20 protein-coding genes, 1 riboswitch and 1 other annotated feature are annotated in these 18,890 nt (G+C 46.0%); of the genes, 17 read left to right on the plus strand and 3 right to left on the minus strand.

What is annotated here, in order from left to right; genetic code table 11:
• The first annotated feature begins 2 nt into the window (after nucleotides 1-2).
• Nucleotides 3-3,734 (plus strand): helicase-exonuclease AddAB subunit AddA, encoded by a 3,732-nt coding sequence (gene addA / locus DQQ01_RS02280; RefSeq protein ID WP_111918075.1) that lies wholly within the window; start codon nucleotides 3-5, stop codon nucleotides 3,732-3,734.
• A 107-nt stretch (nucleotides 3,735-3,841) separates the two neighbouring features.
• Here the strand turns inward: addA and DQQ01_RS02285 are convergent, their stop codons facing one another.
• Both DQQ01_RS02285 and DQQ01_RS16265 read right to left on the minus strand, forming a co-directional pair.
• Nucleotides 3,842-4,228 carry a DUF4230 domain-containing protein gene (locus DQQ01_RS02285; protein WP_408607850.1) on the minus strand — a complete coding sequence of 129 codons (387 nt, stop codon included), beginning with the start codon at nucleotides 4,226-4,228 and terminating at the stop codon, nucleotides 3,842-3,844.
• Nucleotides 4,218-4,463, minus strand: coding sequence for a hypothetical protein (locus DQQ01_RS16265; RefSeq protein WP_242980742.1), 246 nt, complete (start codon nucleotides 4,461-4,463; stop codon nucleotides 4,218-4,220). Before DQQ01_RS16265 ends, DQQ01_RS02285 begins: the two co-directional genes overlap by 11 nt.
• Before the next feature lie 228 nt (nucleotides 4,464-4,691).
• Here DQQ01_RS16265 and DQQ01_RS02290 point away from each other — a divergent pair, with 228 nt between their 5' ends.
• The 6 genes from DQQ01_RS02290 (at nucleotide 4,692) to DQQ01_RS02310 (ending at nucleotide 7,132) form a co-directional block, all read left to right on the plus strand.
• On the plus strand, nucleotides 4,692-5,015 hold the full coding sequence (locus DQQ01_RS02290) for a PadR family transcriptional regulator (RefSeq protein ID WP_111918079.1): 324 nt from the start codon (nucleotides 4,692-4,694) through the stop codon (nucleotides 5,013-5,015).
• The gene (locus DQQ01_RS16270; RefSeq protein ID WP_242980494.1) at nucleotides 5,012-5,275 is read left to right on the plus strand and encodes a DUF1700 domain-containing protein; all 264 of its coding nucleotides are present in this window, start codon (nucleotides 5,012-5,014) and stop codon (nucleotides 5,273-5,275) included. Before DQQ01_RS02290 ends, DQQ01_RS16270 begins: the two co-directional genes overlap by 4 nt.
• A 10-nt stretch (nucleotides 5,276-5,285) precedes the next feature.
• Nucleotides 5,286-5,801 carry a hypothetical protein gene (locus tag DQQ01_RS02295; protein WP_242980495.1) on the plus strand — a complete coding sequence of 172 codons (516 nt, stop codon included), beginning with the start codon at nucleotides 5,286-5,288 and terminating at the stop codon, nucleotides 5,799-5,801.
• Complete coding sequence (locus tag DQQ01_RS02300) at nucleotides 5,798-6,658, plus strand: hypothetical protein (RefSeq protein WP_111918081.1); 861 nt, start codon at nucleotides 5,798-5,800, stop codon at nucleotides 6,656-6,658. Before DQQ01_RS02295 ends, DQQ01_RS02300 begins: the two co-directional genes overlap by 4 nt.
• A 15-nt stretch (nucleotides 6,659-6,673) precedes the next feature.
• Nucleotides 6,674-6,859: a PspC domain-containing protein gene (locus DQQ01_RS02305; RefSeq protein WP_111918083.1), complete on the plus strand. Its 186-nt coding sequence runs from the start codon at nucleotides 6,674-6,676 to the stop codon at nucleotides 6,857-6,859.
• Between the two features lie 69 nt (nucleotides 6,860-6,928).
• A complete protein-coding gene (locus tag DQQ01_RS02310; protein WP_111918085.1) occupies nucleotides 6,929-7,132 on the plus strand; it encodes an alpha/beta-type small acid-soluble spore protein in 204 nt (67 codons plus the stop codon).
• A gap of 49 nt (nucleotides 7,133-7,181) precedes the next feature.
• A riboswitch (cobalamin riboswitch) is annotated at nucleotides 7,182-7,378 on the plus strand.
• Nucleotides 7,379-7,856: 478 nt separating this feature from the next.
• Here DQQ01_RS02310 and DQQ01_RS02315 read toward each other — a convergent pair.
• Nucleotides 7,857-8,915 (minus strand): endonuclease/exonuclease/phosphatase family protein, encoded by a 1,059-nt coding sequence (locus DQQ01_RS02315; protein ID WP_111918087.1) that lies wholly within the window; start codon nucleotides 8,913-8,915, stop codon nucleotides 7,857-7,859.
• 129 nt (nucleotides 8,916-9,044) lie between these two features.
• Nucleotides 9,045-9,280, plus strand: a binding site (T-box leader).
• 80 nt (nucleotides 9,281-9,360) lie between these two features.
• Between DQQ01_RS02315 and DQQ01_RS02320 the strand changes: the two genes are divergently transcribed.
• From DQQ01_RS02320 to DQQ01_RS02350, 10 genes are all read left to right on the plus strand, one after another.
• The gene (locus DQQ01_RS02320; protein WP_111918089.1) at nucleotides 9,361-12,009 is read left to right on the plus strand and encodes a valine--tRNA ligase; all 2,649 of its coding nucleotides are present in this window, start codon (nucleotides 9,361-9,363) and stop codon (nucleotides 12,007-12,009) included.
• A gap of 16 nt (nucleotides 12,010-12,025) precedes the next feature.
• Nucleotides 12,026-14,107, plus strand: a complete 2,082-nt coding sequence (locus DQQ01_RS02325) for an LTA synthase family protein (RefSeq protein WP_111918091.1) — start codon at nucleotides 12,026-12,028, stop codon at nucleotides 14,105-14,107.
• A gap of 148 nt (nucleotides 14,108-14,255) precedes the next feature.
• Complete coding sequence (locus tag DQQ01_RS02330) at nucleotides 14,256-15,557, plus strand: bifunctional folylpolyglutamate synthase/dihydrofolate synthase (RefSeq protein ID WP_111918093.1); 1,302 nt, start codon at nucleotides 14,256-14,258, stop codon at nucleotides 15,555-15,557.
• A complete protein-coding gene (locus DQQ01_RS16005) occupies nucleotides 15,550-15,699 on the plus strand; it encodes a hypothetical protein (RefSeq protein WP_199797977.1) in 150 nt (49 codons plus the stop codon). The genes DQQ01_RS02330 and DQQ01_RS16005 overlap by 8 nt, the downstream gene beginning before the upstream one ends.
• 9 nt (nucleotides 15,700-15,708) lie before the next feature.
• Nucleotides 15,709-16,167, plus strand: coding sequence for a tetratricopeptide repeat protein (locus tag DQQ01_RS16275; RefSeq protein ID WP_242980496.1), 459 nt, complete (start codon nucleotides 15,709-15,711; stop codon nucleotides 16,165-16,167).
• A complete protein-coding gene (locus DQQ01_RS16280) occupies nucleotides 16,154-17,041 on the plus strand; it encodes a tetratricopeptide repeat protein (protein WP_242980497.1) in 888 nt (295 codons plus the stop codon). Before DQQ01_RS16275 ends, DQQ01_RS16280 begins: the two co-directional genes overlap by 14 nt.
• Nucleotides 17,042-17,081: 40 nt before the next feature.
• Nucleotides 17,082-17,210: a hypothetical protein gene (locus tag DQQ01_RS16840; RefSeq protein ID WP_278278167.1), complete on the plus strand. Its 129-nt coding sequence runs from the start codon at nucleotides 17,082-17,084 to the stop codon at nucleotides 17,208-17,210.
• A 162-nt stretch (nucleotides 17,211-17,372) separates the two neighbouring features.
• A complete protein-coding gene (locus DQQ01_RS02340) occupies nucleotides 17,373-17,708 on the plus strand; it encodes an STAS domain-containing protein (protein WP_111918095.1) in 336 nt (111 codons plus the stop codon).
• A 12-nt stretch (nucleotides 17,709-17,720) separates the two neighbouring features.
• Nucleotides 17,721-18,164: an anti-sigma F factor gene (gene spoIIAB, locus DQQ01_RS02345; protein ID WP_111918097.1), complete on the plus strand. Its 444-nt coding sequence runs from the start codon at nucleotides 17,721-17,723 to the stop codon at nucleotides 18,162-18,164.
• A gap of 8 nt (nucleotides 18,165-18,172) precedes the next feature.
• A complete protein-coding gene (locus tag DQQ01_RS02350; protein WP_111918099.1) occupies nucleotides 18,173-18,886 on the plus strand; it encodes a SigF/SigG family RNA polymerase sporulation sigma factor in 714 nt (237 codons plus the stop codon).
• Nucleotides 18,887-18,890 lie beyond the last annotated feature (4 nt).

Consider the following 18,890-nt stretch of genomic DNA (forward strand, 5'->3'; position numbering starts at 1 on the left):
CCATGGGTGTTTCATGGACAGAGGAGCAGCAAAAGGTCATTGATACCAGAGGCTGCAACATTCTGGTCAGCGCAGCGGCGGGAAGCGGAAAGACGGCAGTGTTGGTGGAGCGTATTATAGAGAGAATTACGGATAAGCACCAGCCCATAGACATTGACCGTCTGTTAATTGTGACTTTCACCAGAGCGGCAGCCGGGGAAATGAAGGAACGTATCCGGGCAGCTATTGAGAAAAGGCTGGAGGAGGACGGGGATAATGAGCATCTGCAAAGGCAGAGTACTCTGGTACATCACGCACAGATTACCACTATTGACAGCTTTTGCTCTTATGTGGTGAAAAATTATTTTCATCTCATTGATTTAGACCCTTCCTTCCGCATGGGTGATGAGGGAGAAATGCGGCTTTTGCAGGCAGATGTGGCAGATAAGGTGATGGAAGAGGCCTACAGCGCGGAAAATAACGAAAAATTCTGTGCTTTTGCCGACAATTTTTCCAGTGGAAAGACGGACGAGAAAATACCGGAGCTCATACGGAAACTCTATGGATTTTCCATGAGCTATCCCTATCCCGAGGAGTGGCTGCAGAGCTGCAGAGAGGCGTATTGCATAGAGACCGTGGAGGAGCTGGAAAAGGCCTTCTGGCTTTCTGCTGTGAAGGAGGAAATCCGCAGGCAGACTCAGGAGGCGGTTCGGCTTTTAGCGGAAGCGATTTCTCTTGCAGGAGAACCGGAGGGCCCCGGCTTTTACCTGGGGCTTTTACAGGAGGAGAAGACAGCAGCAGAGAAAATAGAAAAAGCAGAAACCCTGGCAGAGTATAAGACCTTGTTTGACGCCCTGGAGTTTAAGCGCCTTCCGGCAGGGAAAAAGGCGGAAAAGGAACAGGTTTCAGAGCGTGTGCAGGAACTGACCAAAAATCTGCGAAATCAGGCAAAGGATTTGCTGAACGAAATCAGAGGGCGGTATTTTTCCGAAAGTCTGGAGGAGATGACCGAACATTTAAGACAGGCGGGAGAGCCGGTAGGCGTTCTGGTGGATTTGACGCTGCGCTTTATGGAGCGCTACAGAGAGAAGAAAAAGGAAAAAAATATTCTGGACTTTGCGGATTTGGAGCATTATGCCTTGGAGATTCTGGTAAATCATACCGAAGAGGGCGATGTTCGCACTGAAGCGGCAAAGGAATTGTCACGGCAGTTTGCAGAGATTATGATAGACGAATACCAGGACAGCAACCTGGTACAGGAAAAGCTTCTGACCTCTGTATCCAGAGTGGAGGAGGGCGTTTACAATATCTTCATGGTGGGAGATGTAAAGCAGAGTATTTATCGTTTCCGTCTGGCAAGGCCGGATTTGTTTATGGAGAAATTTCGTACCTACCCCCGGGAAGAAGGGGGGAAGCAGCTGCGTATTGATTTGCATAAAAACTTCCGAAGCAGGAAGGAAGTACTGGACAGTGTGAATTATCTCTTTTATCAGATTATGGGGGAAGATCTGGGAGGTGTGGAATACGACCGGGGCGCAGCTCTTTATGCAGGGCGGGTGTTTCCGCCTAAGACAGAGGCTGGAAATCTTGTGGCATCACAGGATGGACAGGAGGCTGCGGCTTTGCCACCTGCTACCGAGGTTCTGCTTTTGGAGGAGGACGACCCAGTCTGGAAGGACAGTGAAAACCCGGAAAGTATCCGAGAAACCGAGGCCCGCATGATTGCTATGCGGATTCGGGAACTGATGGAGGGTGAAACCGTACTGGACAAGAAGACAGAAGAATACCGTCCGGTGTGCTATTCTGATTTTACCATCTTGCTTCGCACCATGTCCGGTTGGGCAGAAACCTTTAAGCGGATTTTAAATTCTTGCGGAATTCCTGCCAGCGTTACCACAAAGACCGGATACTTTTCTGCGCCGGAGGTTGTCAGTGTGCTGGACTATCTGCAAATTTTGGACAATCCTTTGCAGGATATTCCTCTGGCCGGAGCTTTAAGAACCATGCCGGAATCTTTCAGCTTTGAGGAACTGGCAAGAATCAAGATACTGGGAAAGGAAGCAGAAAAGCCCTCCCTTTATGAAGCACTGCTTCTTAGTGAACAGCAGGAGGATTCTATTGGAGAAAAGGCACACCGTTTTCTGGAAACCTATCGCAGACTGCGGAGCAAGGTTCCTTATACACCTATGCATGAGCTGATTTGGGACTTTTTTGACGAAACAGGATTTCTTCTTTATCAGCAGGCTTTTGTGTCAGGGGAGCAGAAAAAGGCAAACCTTCTGATGCTGGCAGAAAAAGCAAGAGATTACGAAAGCACCAGTTATCGGGGGCTGTTTAATTTTATCCGATACATTGAAAATCTGAAGAAATATCAGGTGGATTTTGGAGAGGCAAATGTGCTTTCTGACAAAGAGGACACTGTGCGGATTATGAGTATCCATGGCAGCAAGGGACTGGAATTTCCCATTGTCTTTGTGGCAGGTATGGGAAAAAGCATGAATATGCAGGACGCCAGGGAAAGCCTTGTGCTGCACCCGGATTTGGGGATTGGCGCCCCCTGTATGGACAAAACCTTCCGGATTCGGACGAAAACCATTCTGCAAAAGGCAGTGCAGCAGGAAATTGCATCAGAAAGCCTTGGAGAGGAGCTGCGAATCCTGTATGTGGCTTTGACAAGAGCTAAAGAGAAGCTGATTCTGACAGGAACGGTTTCCAGGCTGAAGGAACAGCTTACTGGATTTGAAATGGTGAAACGCCGGGAAGAGGCGCGGCTTTCCTATGGTATGCGGACAAAGGGCAGAACTTATATGGATTGGATTTTGCAGGCTCTTGCCCGGCACAGATGCATGAAGCCGCTGTATGCAGAATATGAGCTTCCGGTGTATCCTTTAAATCCGCTGTATGAGGGAGAGGGGGATTTTCTGGTGCGGAAGGTCTATCCTCTGGAACTGGTACTTGAGGAAACCCAGCTTCGTATAGAAGAGGCAAAGGAGAAGGAGCGTCTGCTGTCCTGGGACTGCACCCGGGTATATGACCAGGACTTACAGAAAGAAATAGAGGAGAGCTTTTCCTATGTGTATCCTTATGAAGCCCAGGCGCTGGTTCCTTCCAAACTGACAGTTTCAGAGGTAAAGCGTATGCAGGAGCCTGTGGAGGAGGAAAGTCAGCCCTTCTATGAGCAAAAGCCTGCAGAAGACTATGTGCCTGTCTTTATGCGAGAAGAAGAGGAATCTCCCAGGGGAGCAGCCAGAGGAACCATTTACCACACGATTCTGGAAAATCTGGATTATCTGCGGACAGACAGTCTGAAGGAGATAAAAGCTCAGATAGAAGAACTGGTGCAGCAGGGAAAACTGACAGAAGCCATGCGAAAGGCAGTGTGGGATAAGGATATTGAAACTTTTGTCAAAAGCCCCCTGGGGCAGCGTATGAAAAAGGCCTGCGAAGGGGAACTTCTCTATCGGGAACAGCCCTTTGTCATGGAGGTATCTGCCAACAGGATAAAGGCAGAGTATGATTCCGGTGAGCAGGTGCTGATTCAGGGAATCATTGACGCTTATTTTGAGGAAAAAGGGGATTTGGTTCTGGTGGATTATAAGACGGATAAGGTGCATGGAAAAAATTCCCGTTCCCTGGCAGAAAAATATCAGGTACAGTTGGAATACTATGCAGAGGCTCTGGAGCGGCTTACTGGGAAAAAGGTAAAAGAAAAGTATATTTATTCTGTGGATTTAAAAGAAGCAATACCTGTGTAAAAAAAGCAGGAGAAAAAGCGCTGTCATACGAAACAGCAGCCACAGGGCAAAAAGCCTTCTGCTGTAAGTTCGTTTGACAGCGCCTTAAAAACACCTGCAAAGCTGTTTTAGTGTTCTGCAGGAGCTTCTTCTGTTTTGGAAACCCCAGATGTTTTAAAACTGATTTCCGGCTGTTCTTTTTCTTCCTTCCACATGGAGTTTATCAGCCCGGTAATTACTGTCTTTGCCCGTTCTTCGGCGGTTTTCAGTAAATCTGTGTTTTCCACATGTTCTGTGATATCTTCCTTTGCATACTGCAAAGCCTCTACCGTGTCCTCCCGATCCTGAAAATTAAAGAGAGCAAATTTCTCATCATAAAATTCCAGGCTGCCAGGGTCAATGGTGATATCCTGAATTTCTGCCTTGGGAAGGGTAACAGAGATGTTGTTTCCTTTTATGTCAATCTGTACCTGCTTCAAATCTACGCCTGCCTTTACAGAGGCGTCATAAATCATGGTAAATTCTTTCTTTGTCAGAAAGGTGATTTCTCCCTGACTGTATCTGACCAGTCCCCGGTAAGCCCAGCTCTGCAGTGGAAAGCTGGGAAAGTTCAGAGATCTGTGCAGTGACGGTTGTGCTGTTAAGTTCCGGCTTTTTCCCGGCTTCCCAGTAGCGGCCTGCCACAATTCCCAGAACCAGAATCGCTGCTACAGCCAGAACTGCGAATATTTTTCCGAATTGTTTTTTCATGTATTCCTCCCGTGTCGAAAAAAATTGAATTTTGCGAATGGTGTCTGCCTATGAGTATAAAGGGTTACAGATGAAAAGAAAAGGAGAATCTGAAAATCTTTAGAATTTCTTTCGTTTTTCTTCCGGGAAATATTATTGACAATACTATATTATACGTCGTATAGTATTGAATATAAAATAGTATTGCGTAAGAAACAATATTAGAGAAAAAAGAAATGAGGTGGACATATGGTTTTTAATACAGGTGCAGCGCTTTTAGACGCCATTGTGCTGGCCGTTGTGTCCAATGAAAACGAGGGTACCTATGGATATAAAATTACCCAGGACGTGCGGCAGGTGCTGGAAGTTTCAGAATCCACGCTTTATCCTGTTTTGCGGCGGCTTTTAAAGGATCAATGCCTGGAAACCTATGACAGAGAGTACGGAGGCCGAAACAGGCGATATTATAAGATAACGGAGAAGGGAACAGTGCAGTTAAATCTGTACCGCACAGAGTGGAAAAGTTACTCAACCAAAATCAGCACCTTGTTCGAGGGAGGGATTCAGACATGAACAGAAAGGAATTTTTGGCGCAGCTTGCGCGGCTTTTATGGGATATACCGGAAGCAGACAGAAAGGACGCTCTGGAATATTACGAAAATTATTTTGAGGACGCAGGAGTGGAAAATGAGTCCTCTGTGATACAGGAACTGGGAAGTCCGGGAAAGGTGGCTGCTATTATTAAGACAGACCTGGAAGGCGGTCAGGACGGAAGCGGAGAAAAAGGAATACGGCACATACACGGAAAACGGCTATACAGATGCGCGCTTTGAAGAGCGGGATATGCCCCAGAGCCGTACCGCGGAAAATAACTGGGAGAAAAACCGCTATCATGGAAGTGAAAAAGAAGAGAATGCCGCTTATCATGGACCGTATGAAAACCATGCAGGAGTTGGCCGTAGTAAGCAGCCAAGAGGCGGCCTTTCTTGGGCGCTTATCCTGGTGCTGCTGATTCTGACCTCGCCTGTCTGGGCAGGACTGGGACTGGGGCTTTTGGGTGTGCTTTTAGGTCTTGCAGGCGCCTGTCTGGGTGTTTTGGTAGCTTTGGTTTTAAGCGGTGTGGGACTGGTTGTGGGAGGCGTCGTGCTTTTCTTAAACGCTCTGTTTTATCAGATGGCAACGCCTGCAACAGCCGTTGTTACCATCGGAGGCTCTATGATAATGACAGCAGTGGGGCTGCTTTTGGTATGGCTCTTTTTCCTGCTTATTTTAAAGGTATTTCCTCCCTGCTTCCGGGGCATTGTTAATTTTATTCAGAGAATTTTGTTCAAAGGACGGACAGGAGGTGACCGGGCATGAAAAAATTTACGAAGATTATGTTGCTTATCATACTGATACTGGGGCTTGGAGGGGGAGTCCTTTTTGGCGCAGGACTTGCAGCAGGAGGAACCATTGACATGGTCTGCGACGGAAATCATCTGGCGGACACAAGGCTTTTCCGCATACTTTCCCACAGATTTCGGAATCAGGAGCACAGGCACGATAGATGGGGAGGCCGGTTAAAGGAATGGGACGATGAATGGACACACTGGGGAGAGCCTCTGAGCGAGATTGAGGACATTGAGGACCAGGAAATGCCTGGCATTATAGAATACCCCCAGGAGGAAGTAGAGATGCTTTCTCTGGATGTGGATACCGGAATGGTTCAGATTCGTCCGGCAAAGGGCAATGAAATCCGGGTGCTTAGCGCAGGGGAAGAGGACAGCATAGATTATTATGCAGAGGATAAAGAGTTGTATATTGAAGCGGAGGGTTATCATGCTCCGGGGAAGGCTCCGATTATTGAAATCCCGTCTGGCAAGAAGTTTAGAAAGCTGGAGGTGATTTCTGATACAGCCGTGATACAGACCTCAGGAAAGCTGTTGGCAGAAAATACCTATATGGAAACCGATGCAGGAAGCGTGGAGGTCGAGCTTCTGGAAACGAAAAACTGTACAGCAGAGTGTTCCGCCGGAACCCTGCGTGTGAAATTTACCGGGAAGCTGACGGATTATGCTGTTTATGCAGAAAGCGACAGCGGAAATCTGTCTTTTGGCGGCAAAGAGTATCCCGGGTATCAGGAAGGTGTTTTTGGAAATTCTCAAAGCGAGAAAAACATAGACCTTTCCAATGATATGGGGAATATGGAAATAGAATTTGAGAGCAAAGAAAAATAGGAAAGGAAGAAAGCTATGTCTGATAAAAGATTGTATCGTTCCTCTGTAAATTATATGCTGGCAGGAGTATGCGGAGGAATTGCCGAGTATTTTAATATTGACCCCACACTTATAAGACTGGCGTGGATTGTACTCACCTGCATGAGTTGCGGCACCGGAATCGTGGCCTATATTATTGCAGCTATTGTGATTCCAAAATAAAATGGGAAAATCTGTATAAAGAAGAAGAAAAGGGCCATACTCCAGATAAGAAAGGAGTGTGGCTTTTTTATGGCAAAGAAAAAAGAAGAAAAAATAGATTTGAACTGCATACCAGAAGAAGAAAAAATGAAGTATGAAATTGCAGAAGAGCTGGGGCTTTTAGAGCGGGTAAGAGAAAGCGGCTGGAAAAGCCTTTCTGCCAAGGAAACAGGGCGCATTGGCGGGCTTATGACAAAACGCCGAAGAGAGCAGGAAAAAGCAAAGGAAAAATAGTGAAAATGCTTGACGAAGCCCGGAAGCAATGGTATTATAATTCATGTATAATTCCATAAACCTATTAAGTGCACCGTGTTGACCGCACAACATCGGTGAAAAGGGAATCAGGTGAGAATCCTGAGCGATCCGGTCACTGTATTTGGGGAGCGAAGCTGCAGAAGTCCATTGTACGAAGCAGTACGAGAAGGAGCAGCAGAGCTATGATCCATGAGTCAGGAAACCTGCTTAGTAGAAGTAAGGTGATAACTTCCGTGCAAAGTTTGAAATCCCTCACACTGTCACAGACAGCAGACGAGTCCGCTTTCACGAGGAAGGTGGATTTTTTTATGGAATTGCCGAAAGGTGAACCTGAACTTATAGAATTATGCGTTGATTAAATGGCAGGTGGTATATTCCCTGATTCCATGTTTCCTGTTAAACTGTTTTCCGGTTTTGTCTTCCCGCAACAGACCAAACCGCGTACCCTCCGCAGAGTACAGGAAAGCTTCGTGACCGGAATCAGGGGGTGTCCATCAAAAGCAGAGAAAATGGAAGTACATGAAAGAAATAAAATATAAATAAATTAAATAAATATAAGAGAGGCTGCCTCAGAAGGTACAGGAAAAAAGACTTTCCATATACACTTTCCGGGGCAGCCTTTTCTGCTTTATAGGAAATTTCATTTTCTATAAAGCAAAAACGCTTTGAGAGATTCTTTTTTATACGGTCAGAAGTGCAGACCTTATTGGAACTGCACTTCTAAAAGAACCGGCTGATGGTCGGTATAGGCAAAATCTGTATTGACAACAGAAATATCGGAAACTTTCAGATTGTCCGATACAATAAATCCGTCCAGAACATACACCTGAGAAGTTTCATAGGAGCCTGTATAAGGTGCATTTAACAGACGGCAGGTGGGATAGCTGTCATCCACGGCAAAAGAAAAATGCTTTGGCAAGTCCTTGTGCTCAATCGTGCCAGGAACCCAGTTTTCAGTATCGTGAATCGGATAGCTATCCATACCCTCAAAGGTCTGGTTAAAATCCCCTCCTGCAATGACATAATTGCCTGCTGCGTATTCCTCTGCCAGCTTCTTTGCCAGCATTTTGCTCTGTGCCTCTTTTCCCTCTCCGCTGTCATAGGCCTCCAGATGAAAATTAATCAGCACCAGCTCTGCATCTGTATCCTTTAGAGGAATGCGGGTTTCCAGCATACACCGCTTCAGATTGCAGGTTTTTATCGGCCAGGTAAAGGATTCCGGAAGGGAAATTCTGGAGGCAGAGTCTGCATGCAGGTCTGTCAGGGTAAGAAGTCCGCTGTTCACCTTTCCGATAGGGGGAAGGGGATATGGCACAAAATCACATTTGAAATTGCAGGCAAAGACACTGTCCATGTTGAGAGCGTTTTCATAGTATTCTGCTTCATTCAAATGATAGGAACGTTTGGAATCCGTGTCCACCTCCTGGAGGAAATATACGTCAGCAGGATTGTCAGACAGGATTTTTTCAATCCCCTTTAAGTTGTCCTGTACCTGCTTTTGGCTGTCCGGCTGTACTCTGGTTCCGCCGTCCATAAAGAAATCCTCACTTTTATCGAGTCCCGCATATCCGGTGTTAAAGGTCATAACACGAAAGGTAGCTTTATTGGAAAGAATCCGTGCGCCGGAAGGCGGGGGCAGGCTTTCTATCGGCCTGGGACGATATTCCCGAATAGTCAGCCAGAGGACGCCCAACAGCAGAAGAACCACTGCAAAAAGAAGGACAAATCCGGCTGTTTTCAGGATTGTTTTTGTTTTGTTCATGGTAAGCACCTCCTGGAAACATTGTAGCATAAGGGGTAGGGATTGAACACCCAAATACAGGGAGATTAGAAAGATTTTAGAATTTCCTGTCTTGACAAAGCAGTGCTTTGTGCTTATGATATTCCTCAGAAAAAGGTAATGAGAAAGAGGAGTACATTTTGGAAGCTGGCAGAGAGGACGATTCACAGGCTGGAAGATTGTCCGGGCAGGAAGAGATGGAAGGTAGCTTTTGAACCGGGAGGCTGAAGGATCAGACTGTCAGAAATACAGAGAAAAGGGTTTGGTAGGTTTCCACGCGTCGTCTGCGTTAAAGGACTTCAAAGTGATAAATTAAGGTGGTACCGCGATACGAAGTCGCCCTTTGTAACTATTTTTCAGAAGATGGTTATGGGGGCTTTTTTATTTCATAGGAAAATGTGCCCTATAACCAGAAAGAGGAGGAACTATGAGCAAAGAGCTTGCAAAAACTTATGATCCGAAAGGATTGGAAGACCGTATTTACCAGAAATGGCTGGACAACAAGTATTTCCATGCCGAAGTAAACAGAGATAAAAAACCATTCACCATTGTTATGCCCCCGCCAAACGTTACCGGACAGCTTCATATGGGACATGCCCTGGACGAAACCATGCAGGATATTCTCATTCGTTTTAAGAGAATGCAGGGCTATGAAGCCCTTTGGCAGCCGGGTACAGACCATGCAGCCATTGCCACTGAGGTAAAGGTTATTGAGAAGCTGAAGGAACAGGGCATTGACAAGAACGAAATCGGCAGAGAGGAATTCTTAAAGCATGCCTGGGAATGGAAGGAAGAGTACGGCGGAAAGATTATCAACCAGTTGAAAAAGCTGGGTGCATCTGCAGATTGGGACAGAGAGCGCTTCACCATGGACGAGGGCTGCTCAAAAGCTGTGCAGGAAGTCTTTATTAAGCTGTATGAAAAAGGCTATATTTATAAGGGCTCCAGAATTATCAACTGGTGTCCTGTGTGCCAGACTTCTATTTCTGACGCAGAGGTAGAACATGAAGACCAGGACGGATTTTTCTGGCATATTAATTATCCGGTAGTGGGAGAAGAAGGCAAATTTGTGGAAATCGCGACCACACGTCCGGAAACTCTTCTGGGAGATACTGCGGTAGCAGTGAATCCGGAAGATGAAAGATACAAAGACCTGGTAGGAAAAATGCTGAAGCTGCCTCTTACGGACAGAGAAATTCCGGTTGTGGCAGATGAATATGTAGACAAAGAATTTGGAACAGGCTGTGTAAAAATCACACCAGCCCATGACCCCAATGACTTTGAAGTAGGAAAAAGACACAACCTTCCGGAAATTACCATTATGAATGATGATGCTACCATTAATGAGCTGGGCGGCAAATATGCAGGCATGGATCGTTATGAAGCCAGAAAAGCTATGGTAGAGGATTTAAAGGAACTGGGACTTCTGGTAAAGGTGGTTCCCCATTCTCACAGTGTAGGAACTCATGACCGCTGCAAAACCACAGTAGAGCCAATGATTAAGCCACAGTGGTTTGTGCGTATGAAGGAAATGGGCGAGGCTGCCATTGAAACACTGAAGGAAGGAAACCTGACCTTTGTGCCTGAACGTTTTGACAAGATTTACATGCACTGGCTGGAAAATATCAGAGATTGGTGTATTTCCCGTCAGCTCTGGTGGGGACACAGAATTCCGGCTTATTACTGCGATGAGTGCAGAGAAACCGTTGTGGCAGCAGATATGCCGGAGAAATGTCCGAAGTGTGGCTGCACTCATCTGCATCAGGACGAGGATACCCTGGATACCTGGTTCTCCTCAGCCCTGTGGCCGTTCTCTACTCTTGGCTGGCCGGACAATACAGAGGAAATGGATTATTTCTATCCCACAGACGTGCTGGTAACCGGATATGATATTATTTTCTTCTGGGTGATCCGTATGGTATTTTCAGGCCTTGAACAGACCGGAAAGACACCGTTCCACCATGTACTCATTCATGGTCTGGTAAGAGATTCCCAGGGTCGCAAGATGAGTAAATCCCTTGGAAACGGTATTGACCCGCTTGAGGTTATTGACAAATACGGCGCTGATGCCCTGCGTCTGACTCTGATGACCGGAAATGCGCCCGGAAATGATATGCGTTTCTACTGGGAAAGAGTAGAGGCAAGCAGAAACTTTGCTAATAAGGTATGGAACGCGTCCAGATTTATTATGATGAACCTGGAAAAAGCAGAGGTTCCGGCAGAGATTGACCTTTCCTCCCTTACCAGTGCAGACAAGTGGATTCTCTCCAAGGTCAACACACTGGCAAAGGATGTTACAGAAAATCTGGATAAATATGAGCTGGGAATTGCAGTACAGAAAGTCTATGACTTTATCTGGGAGGAATTCTGTGACTGGTATATTGAAATGGTGAAGCCTCGTCTTTACAACGAAGAGGATACTACAAAGGCAGCGGCTCTTTGGACTTTGAAGACCGTGCTTGCCAATGCCCTGAAGCTTCTGCATCCATATATGCCGTTTATTACAGAGGAAATTTTCTGTACCTTATGCCCGGAGGAAGAATCCATTATGATTTCATCCTGGCCGGAATTTAAAGAAGCGTGGAATTTCGCAGCAGATGAGGAAGCTGTGGAAATGATGAAAGAGGCGGTAAGAAGTATCCGTAATGTTCGCACAGGCATGAACGTACCACCAAGCAAAAAGGCAAAGGTTTATGTTGTGTCTGAAAACGAAGGGGTAAGAGAAGTATTTGAAAACGGGAAGGTTTTCTTTGCCTCTCTTGGTTATGCCAGCGAGGTGTTGGTGCAGGCAGACAAGACGGGAATCGCAGAGGACGCAGTATCGGCAGTGACCTCTGACGCAGTCATTTACATGCCTTTTGCAGAGCTTGTAGATATTGAGAAGGAAATCGAAAGACTGAAAAAAGAAGAGGAAAAACTGGAAAAAGAACTTGCGCGCGTAAACGGAATGCTGAAGAATGAACGTTTCATCAGTAAAGCACCGGAAAGTAAGGTAGCGGAGGAACGCGAGAAATTAGAGCGTTATACAAATATGATGGAACAGGTGAAGTTAAGACTTGCACAGCTTCAGCCTTAATAAGGAGAAGAACGCTATGAAAGAAACCAGAAAAGTATTAAGTATTAAGTATCTTAATATGTTTTCCGTTCCCCTGCAGATGCTTGCCGTCTGCATCGGGTACTTCTTTATAGAGGCAATTTCCAGACATTCCCTGTGGGAAGCCATGGATTTTATGAAGGAACGCCCTTTGGTGTTCCTTTATAATGCCTTTTTAATTTTTACCACAACCCTGATTGTATACCTGTTCAGACGGAGGGTGTTCTGGAGAACCATCTGTGTGATTTTCTGGCTGGGTCTGGGAATTATTAACGGTGTGCTGTTAAGCAACCGCGTCACCCCCTTTACCGGTCCGGACTTGCATCTGATTACGGATGCATTTCAGATCGCAGACAGGTATCTGTCCCCGTTTTTCTTTGTGGTGGTAGTCATTGCCGCCATACTGGCAGTTATTGGACTGATTATTCTGTTTTTCAAGGGACCGAAATACCAGGGGAAAATGAGCTACAAATTAAATGTTCCGCTGATTTTAGCCGGAGTTCTGGCATTTGCAGGAACCACAAAGCTGGCGCTTGACAAAAGAGTGCTGTCCAATTATTTCGGCAATATTGCTTTTGCCTATGAGGATTACGGCTATCCCTACTGTCTGGCTACCACGGTATTTAATACCGGTATCGGGCTTCCCAGAGGTTATTCAGAGGAGAGTGTTGAAAAAATTGACAAGAGTGAGGATACGCTGCCAAAGACAGGAGAAAAACGTCCGAATATTCTGTTTTTACAGTTGGAATCCTTTTTTGACCCGGAGCTGGTGGAATACCTGGATATTTCCGAAGACCCGATTCCGAATTTCCGCAAGATGATGAAGGACTATTCCTCCGGGTATTTCAAGGTACCGTCTGTAGGCGCAGGTACTGCCAATACAGAGTTTGAAACCATTACAGGAATGAGCATGCGCTATTTCGGACCGGGGGAATATCCCTATAAGAGCGTGTTAAAGGAAACCACCTGTGAGAGCGCGCCTTATGTGCTGAAGAATCTGGGTTACGGTACCCATGCGATTCATAATAATGAAGCCAATTTCTATGGAAGAAAAAATGTGTTTGCAAATCTGGGATTTGACAGCTTTACTTCCGAGGAATATATGGCAGAACAGGACGATACGAACCCAAACGACTGGATCAGAGATAAAAATCTGACAAAATATATTCTCCAGGCCATGGAGTCCACAGAAGGGCCGGATTATGTGTATACTATTTCCGTACAGGGACATGGAGATTATCCGGAGGAACCTGTGCTGGAAAATCCTAAGATTAAAGTCAGCGGTGCAAGCACTCAGGCTGAGAATTACAAGTGGGAATATTACTGCAACCAGATTTACGAAATGGATCAGTTTGTAAAAGAACTGACAGACACTCTTTCAAAGCTTGATGAGGATGTGGTTCTGGTGATGTATGGTGACCATTTGCCTACCATGGGCCTTACGGTTACAGATATGAAAAATAAATATCTTTTCCAGACAGAATATGTGATCTGGGATAACATGGGATTGGAAAAAAAGGACAAAAACCTGGCAGCTTATCAGATGGCAGCAGAGGTTCTGGACAGAGTGGGAATCCATGAGGGAAATGTATTCCGTTTCCACCAGGCAAGAAGAAACACCAAGAATTACCAAGTGGATCTGGAAATGCTGCAGTATGATATTCTGTATGGAGAAAAGTATATTTATGACAGGGAAAATCCTTTCGAACGGGTGAAAATGCATCTGGGTGTGGAAGATGCACAGCTTGAAAGCATTCAGCAGATTTCAGAAAATCAGTATTATATCAAGGGAGCAAACTTCACACAGTCCGCATTTTTAGAGGTAAACGGCGAGCTTATAGAAGCGAATTTTGTAGATGAGAATACCCTTCTTGTGCTGGATACCCAGCTAACGGAGGAAGATAAGGTAGACGTTGCGATCCGAAGCAACAGTTCCACGCACAGGGTGCTTACAAGGACAGAAAAATATATCTACCATGAGCCTGAGGCAGGCAGCAATAAAGCAAAATTAGAACCGATTATTACCGAAGAACCCGAAACAGAAGTAACGGAAGAAAGTCAGAAAGAAAAGGAAGAATAAAGGGAAAAACTTTTTGGCAAACCGACATAATTTGCTTGCATATTGTCACCACTTCATTATAATGGTAAGTGACCGTACAGGAAGTACAAAGCTCCATTACAATGAAGTGGTACTTTGCATTACGGGCAAAAGACGGGAGGAAATCAACTTGTTTACATACGAAGAAGCAGTAGCTTATATTGAAAATATACCGAAATTTACAACGAAAAATAAATTGGAACACACCAGGAAATGTCTGGATCTTCTGGGCAGTCCTGATAAAGATAAAAAAATAATCCATGTAGCCGGGACCAACGGAAAGGGAAGCGTCTGTGCGTTTCTTTCCTCTATGCTGGAGCAGGGGGGCTTTCGCTGCGGACTGTTTACCTCTCCTCATCTGGTGAAAATCAATGAGCGGTTTCAGATTAATGAAGTTATGATTTCAGACGAGAGATTTACAGAGGCCTTTCTGGAAGTGAAAAATCTGGCAGACCGCCTGGTGGAAGAAGGAGATTATCACCCGACCTATTTTGAATTTCTGTTCCTTATGGGAATGATTGTGTTCAGACAGGAAAATGTGGATTACATCATTCTGGAAACCGGGCTGGGAGGAAGACTGGACGCAACCAACTCTGTGACAAAGCCCCTTGCCTGTGTCATTACCTCAATCAGTCTGGACCATGTGGAATATCTTGGGGATACCATTGAAAAGATTGCAGGGGAGAAAGCGGGAATTATCAAAAAAGGCGTGCCGGTGATTTTTGACGGCAACCGAGAAGAGGCGGCAGCGGTGATAAAGGCAAGAGCCGAAGAACTGGGATGTCCCTGGTATGAAGTAAAGGAAGAGCAGCAGAACATGCTGGATTATACGCCAGAGGGAATCCGCTTTTTATCTGCTTCCGGAATTTACGGAGATACGGAGCTTTTTGTTCCTTTTATTGCCAGGTATCAGATGATGAATGCAGCTTTGGCGCTGGAAACCATGGGCGTGCTGAGAATGGTACATGGTCTTCAGAAAGAGGCGTTAAAGGCAGGAATCTGCAGTACCAGATGGCAGGGCAGAATGGAAACTATTTTGCCGGGCGTGATTGTAGACGGGGCGCACAACGAGGACGGGATTGCCAGATTTGTGGAAACCGTATCCTATTTCCAGAAGGACTATCCCATTACTTTGCTGTTTTCTACCGTTGCGGATAAGGAGTTTCCAGATATGATAAAGAGAATCTGCGAGGGACTTGATTTTGCAAATGTCATTGTCACGGAAATCTGGGGAAGCAGAAAGCAGTCATCCAGGGAGCTGGCAGAACTGTTTCGTTTAAATGGCTGTGAAACAGTGTTTGCAGAGCCTGATGCAGGGAAGGCTTTTGACCTGGCATATAAAAAGAAAAAGGACGGCTTGCTTTTTGTGGCAGGTTCGCTGTATCTGGCGGGGGAGATTAAGGATTATGTAAGGAGGAACGTACATGATTAATTATGAGGAAGAACTGAAAAAATTCCAGCCCTGTCTTGATGTAGATGATGCGGAAGGGGCGATTTATCATCAGGATTTGACCGATGTCATAGACATTTTGAAGGAAATGATAAAAGAGAACCAAAGCACTTCGGATAAATAGGAGAAGATTATGAATTGTATTGTATGTCATGCACAACTGACGGCTTCGGACTATTGCCCAAAGTGCGGGTGCAATGTAAAAGCCCTGAAAAAGGTAAACGCGCTTTCCAATCTCTATTATAACCAGGGGCTTGAGAAGGCTCAGATTCGGGATTTGTCAGGAGCGATTACCTGTTTAAAGAGAAGTCTGAAAATGAATAAGCTGAATATCCAGGCAAGAAATCTTCTGGGGCTGGTATACTTTGAAACAGGAGAAGTGGTGGCAGCGTTGTCCCAGTGGGTAATCAGTAAAAATATGATGCCCCAGGGAAATCCTGCGGAAGGCTATATTGACAGGCTGCAGAAGAATGCCAACCGTCTGGACATGATTAATATCAGTATTAAAAAGTATAATCAGTGTCTGGAATATTGCAGAAACGGCAATCCGGATATGGCAAAAATGCAGCTGAAAAAAGGTGCTTTCCAATAATCCCAAGCTGATTAAGGGCTATCACCTTCTGGCGCTTCTTTATATGCAGGAAGGGGAATACGAAAAAGCCAGAAAGAGATTGAAGGCAGCAGCCCGGATTGATAAAACCAATACTACCACTCTGCGGTTTTTAAGGGAAATCGAGGAGCAGACAGGGCGGGCTACCAGTCTGGATTCCAGATTTAAGATAAAGGAAAAAGAGATAGAGAAAAAGGATGGAAGCGTGATTTACCGCTCTGGAAATGACACCATTATCCAACCGCCGGAATACCGGGAAAAATCTATTACTAATACCTTGGTAAATCTGGTGCTGGGCCTTTTGGTAGGGGCGGCAGCCCTGTGGTTTCTGGTAGTTCCGGCAAAGACCCAGAAAATCAATCAGGCAGCAAATAAAAAGGTGGTAGAATACAGTGACAAAATGGCGACTCTGTCTGCAGAACTGGATCGTATGCAGAAGGATATGGACGCGTCCACGGATTCTGTCAGCACAGCGAAGAGCCAGATTGATGCAGCCAATGCCAAAGCCGCCGGCTATGAAAATCTTATCAAAGCATGGCAGGCCTACCGGGATGGCAGCTATGGCACAGCGGCCAATGCCATGGAGGGAGTTGCCCCGGACGCGCTCTCTGTAGAAGCGAAGGGCATGTATGACACCATTATGAGTGAAATTGGCGGCACGGTGAAGGCAAATTACCAAGCTGCAGCAGGAAGCGCCATGGAAGCCGGGGATTATGACACCGCTATTTCCAATCTGGAAAAAGCCCTGGGTATTGGCTCGCAAGATAGCAATACCATGTTTAACCTGGCTCAGGCTTATGATAAAAAAGGAGATACCCAAAACGCAAACAAGTGGTATCAGAAAATTCATAGATGATTATCCCGGCACAGAGGATGCCCAGAATGCTGCTGATTATATGCAGGCAAACGGCGGTCAGGCAGCAGATGCAGATGAGGGACAGGCAGATAACGGCGAAGACGGAGAAGAGAACTCCGGGGAGGTTCAGGGCGCTTCTGAGGGAGAGCCTGTGACACAGGACGAATAGAATAAAAAACAAAAGAGAAGCCTTGAGGAAAAGGGGCTGTCGTAGCAGATGCAGATCTGAAAACAGAGAAATTTCGGAATGCAGTCTGGGCGGCAGCCCCTTTTCTGCAAAAAAAATTTGGATTGCACCAAAGGGAGCAGGTGCGGAAAGGGGAAGAAAAAAATGGAAGAAACCATGGTAAAGCGGGGAAACAGGCTGATTGTCTATGTACCCAGAGAGCTGGATCATCATTTTGCAGAGCAGATAACCGAGGAGCTGGACAGCGAGCTGGAAAAGGGTACGGTGCGGCAGTTGGTGTTTGATTTTTCAGCAACTACCTTTATGGACAGCTCAGGCATCGGTATGCTTATGGGACGGAAGCGGCTTTTAAGCTGCTGCGGAGGCACGGTAAGCGCCATTCATGTCAGTGACAGAATCTGGCGTATTATGCAGCTTTCTGGAATTTACAAACACATGGAAATCAGTCAGGAAGCGGTGTGGAACCGCAAAATGCGATAGGAGGGGAGAAAAATGACGCATACAAATAAAATGGTGCTGGAGGTAGAGAGCCGTTCCTGCAATGAAGGTCTGGCAAGAATTGCCGTTGCTGCCTTCAGCACACAGCTAAATCCCACCCTGGAGGAGGTGGCAGATATTAAAACTGCTGTGTCAGAGGCAATTACCAACTGCATTGTCCATGCTTATGAAAAGGAAACGGAGTGGATTCGCATTGAGTGTTCTTGTCAGGAAAGAGAGCTGACTGTCATTGTCCGGGATACGGGAAAGGGAATTGAAGATGTGAAAAAGGCGATGGAGCCTCTGTTTACCACAAAGCCGGAGCAGGACCGCTCAGGAATGGGATTTGCCTTTATGGAGGCCTTTATGGACAGAGTATCTGTAGAATCCAGTCCAGGTGCGGGAACGTCCGTAACCATGAAGAAAATCATAGGAAGACAGAAGCCTGTCTTTGATTAGGAGGTTGTATGGATAATATCCTTGCCCTTATCGGGCGCGCGCACCAGGGAGATAAGAGAGCAAGAGATATACTGACAGAGAAAAATATGGGGTTGGTACACAGCATTGCCGCAAGGTTTAAAAACAGAGGAGTGGAGATGGAAGACTTGGTCCAGATAGGGTGTATCGGGCTTTTAAAGGCCATAGACAAATTTGACCTTTCCTATGATGTGAAATTCTCCACCTATGCGGTTCCCATGATAACCGGGGAGATTAAGCGGTTTCTGCGGGACGACGGCATGGTAAAGGTCAGCCGTTCCTTAAAGGAAATGGCGGCAAAGGCATATGCCCTGCGGGAACAGTTGATTTTAGAGAAAGGGCGGGAGCCGCAGATAGAGGAACTTGCAAAAGAACTGGGAGTGTCCAGGGAGGAATTGGTGCTTGCCATGGATTCCCAGGGGCAAGTGGAATCCCTGCAGAAAACTATTTATCAAAGCGATGGGAATGAGATTTCCTTAGGGGAGCGGCTGCCTCAGGAGGAGAATCAGCAGGAAAAGGTGGTAAACCGCATGTTTTTGGAGCAGGCGCTGAATACGCTGGACAAAAAGGAAAGAGAACTGATTTATCTCCGGTTTTTTCAAGACAGAACCCAGAGCAGTATTGCCGGGGAACTGGGTATGTCCCAGGTACAGGTTTCCCGCATGGAGAAAAAAATTTTAAAGCGGCTGCGGGAAAAGCTATAAAAAA

Source organism: Blautia argi, from assembly GCF_003287895.1.
Lineage (GTDB): Bacteria > Bacillota > Clostridia > Lachnospirales > Lachnospiraceae > Blautia > Blautia argi.

Bases quoted from the DNA above. Each gene is read 5' to 3' on its own strand.
- addA (WP_111918075.1), top strand. From the start codon at position 3: ATGGGTGTTTCATGGACAGAGGAGCAGCAAAAGGTCATTGATACCAGA.
- DQQ01_RS02285 (WP_408607850.1), bottom strand. From the start codon at position 4,228: ATGATTTATGACGCCTCTGTAAAGGCAGGCGTAGATTTGAAGCAGGTA.
- DQQ01_RS16265 (WP_242980742.1), bottom strand. From the start codon at position 4,463: ATGAAAAAACAATTCGGAAAAATATTCGCAGTTCTGGCTGTAGCAGCG.
- DQQ01_RS02290 (WP_111918079.1), top strand. From the start codon at position 4,692: ATGGTTTTTAATACAGGTGCAGCGCTTTTAGACGCCATTGTGCTGGCC.
- DQQ01_RS16270 (WP_242980494.1), top strand. From the start codon at position 5,012: ATGAACAGAAAGGAATTTTTGGCGCAGCTTGCGCGGCTTTTATGGGAT.
- DQQ01_RS02295 (WP_242980495.1), top strand. From the start codon at position 5,286: ATGCCCCAGAGCCGTACCGCGGAAAATAACTGGGAGAAAAACCGCTAT.
- DQQ01_RS02300 (WP_111918081.1), top strand. From the start codon at position 5,798: ATGAAAAAATTTACGAAGATTATGTTGCTTATCATACTGATACTGGGG.
- DQQ01_RS02305 (WP_111918083.1), top strand. From the start codon at position 6,674: ATGTCTGATAAAAGATTGTATCGTTCCTCTGTAAATTATATGCTGGCA.
- DQQ01_RS02310 (WP_111918085.1), top strand. From the start codon at position 6,929: ATGGCAAAGAAAAAAGAAGAAAAAATAGATTTGAACTGCATACCAGAA.
- DQQ01_RS02315 (WP_111918087.1), bottom strand. From the start codon at position 8,915: ATGAACAAAACAAAAACAATCCTGAAAACAGCCGGATTTGTCCTTCTT.
- DQQ01_RS02320 (WP_111918089.1), top strand. From the start codon at position 9,361: ATGAGCAAAGAGCTTGCAAAAACTTATGATCCGAAAGGATTGGAAGAC.
- DQQ01_RS02325 (WP_111918091.1), top strand. From the start codon at position 12,026: ATGAAAGAAACCAGAAAAGTATTAAGTATTAAGTATCTTAATATGTTT.
- DQQ01_RS16005 (WP_199797977.1), top strand. From the start codon at position 15,550: ATGATTAATTATGAGGAAGAACTGAAAAAATTCCAGCCCTGTCTTGAT.
- DQQ01_RS16275 (WP_242980496.1), top strand. From the start codon at position 15,709: ATGAATTGTATTGTATGTCATGCACAACTGACGGCTTCGGACTATTGC.
- DQQ01_RS16840 (WP_278278167.1), top strand. From the start codon at position 17,082: ATGCAGGCAAACGGCGGTCAGGCAGCAGATGCAGATGAGGGACAGGCA.
- DQQ01_RS02340 (WP_111918095.1), top strand. From the start codon at position 17,373: ATGGAAGAAACCATGGTAAAGCGGGGAAACAGGCTGATTGTCTATGTA.
- spoIIAB (WP_111918097.1), top strand. From the start codon at position 17,721: ATGACGCATACAAATAAAATGGTGCTGGAGGTAGAGAGCCGTTCCTGC.
- DQQ01_RS02350 (WP_111918099.1), top strand. From the start codon at position 18,173: ATGGATAATATCCTTGCCCTTATCGGGCGCGCGCACCAGGGAGATAAG.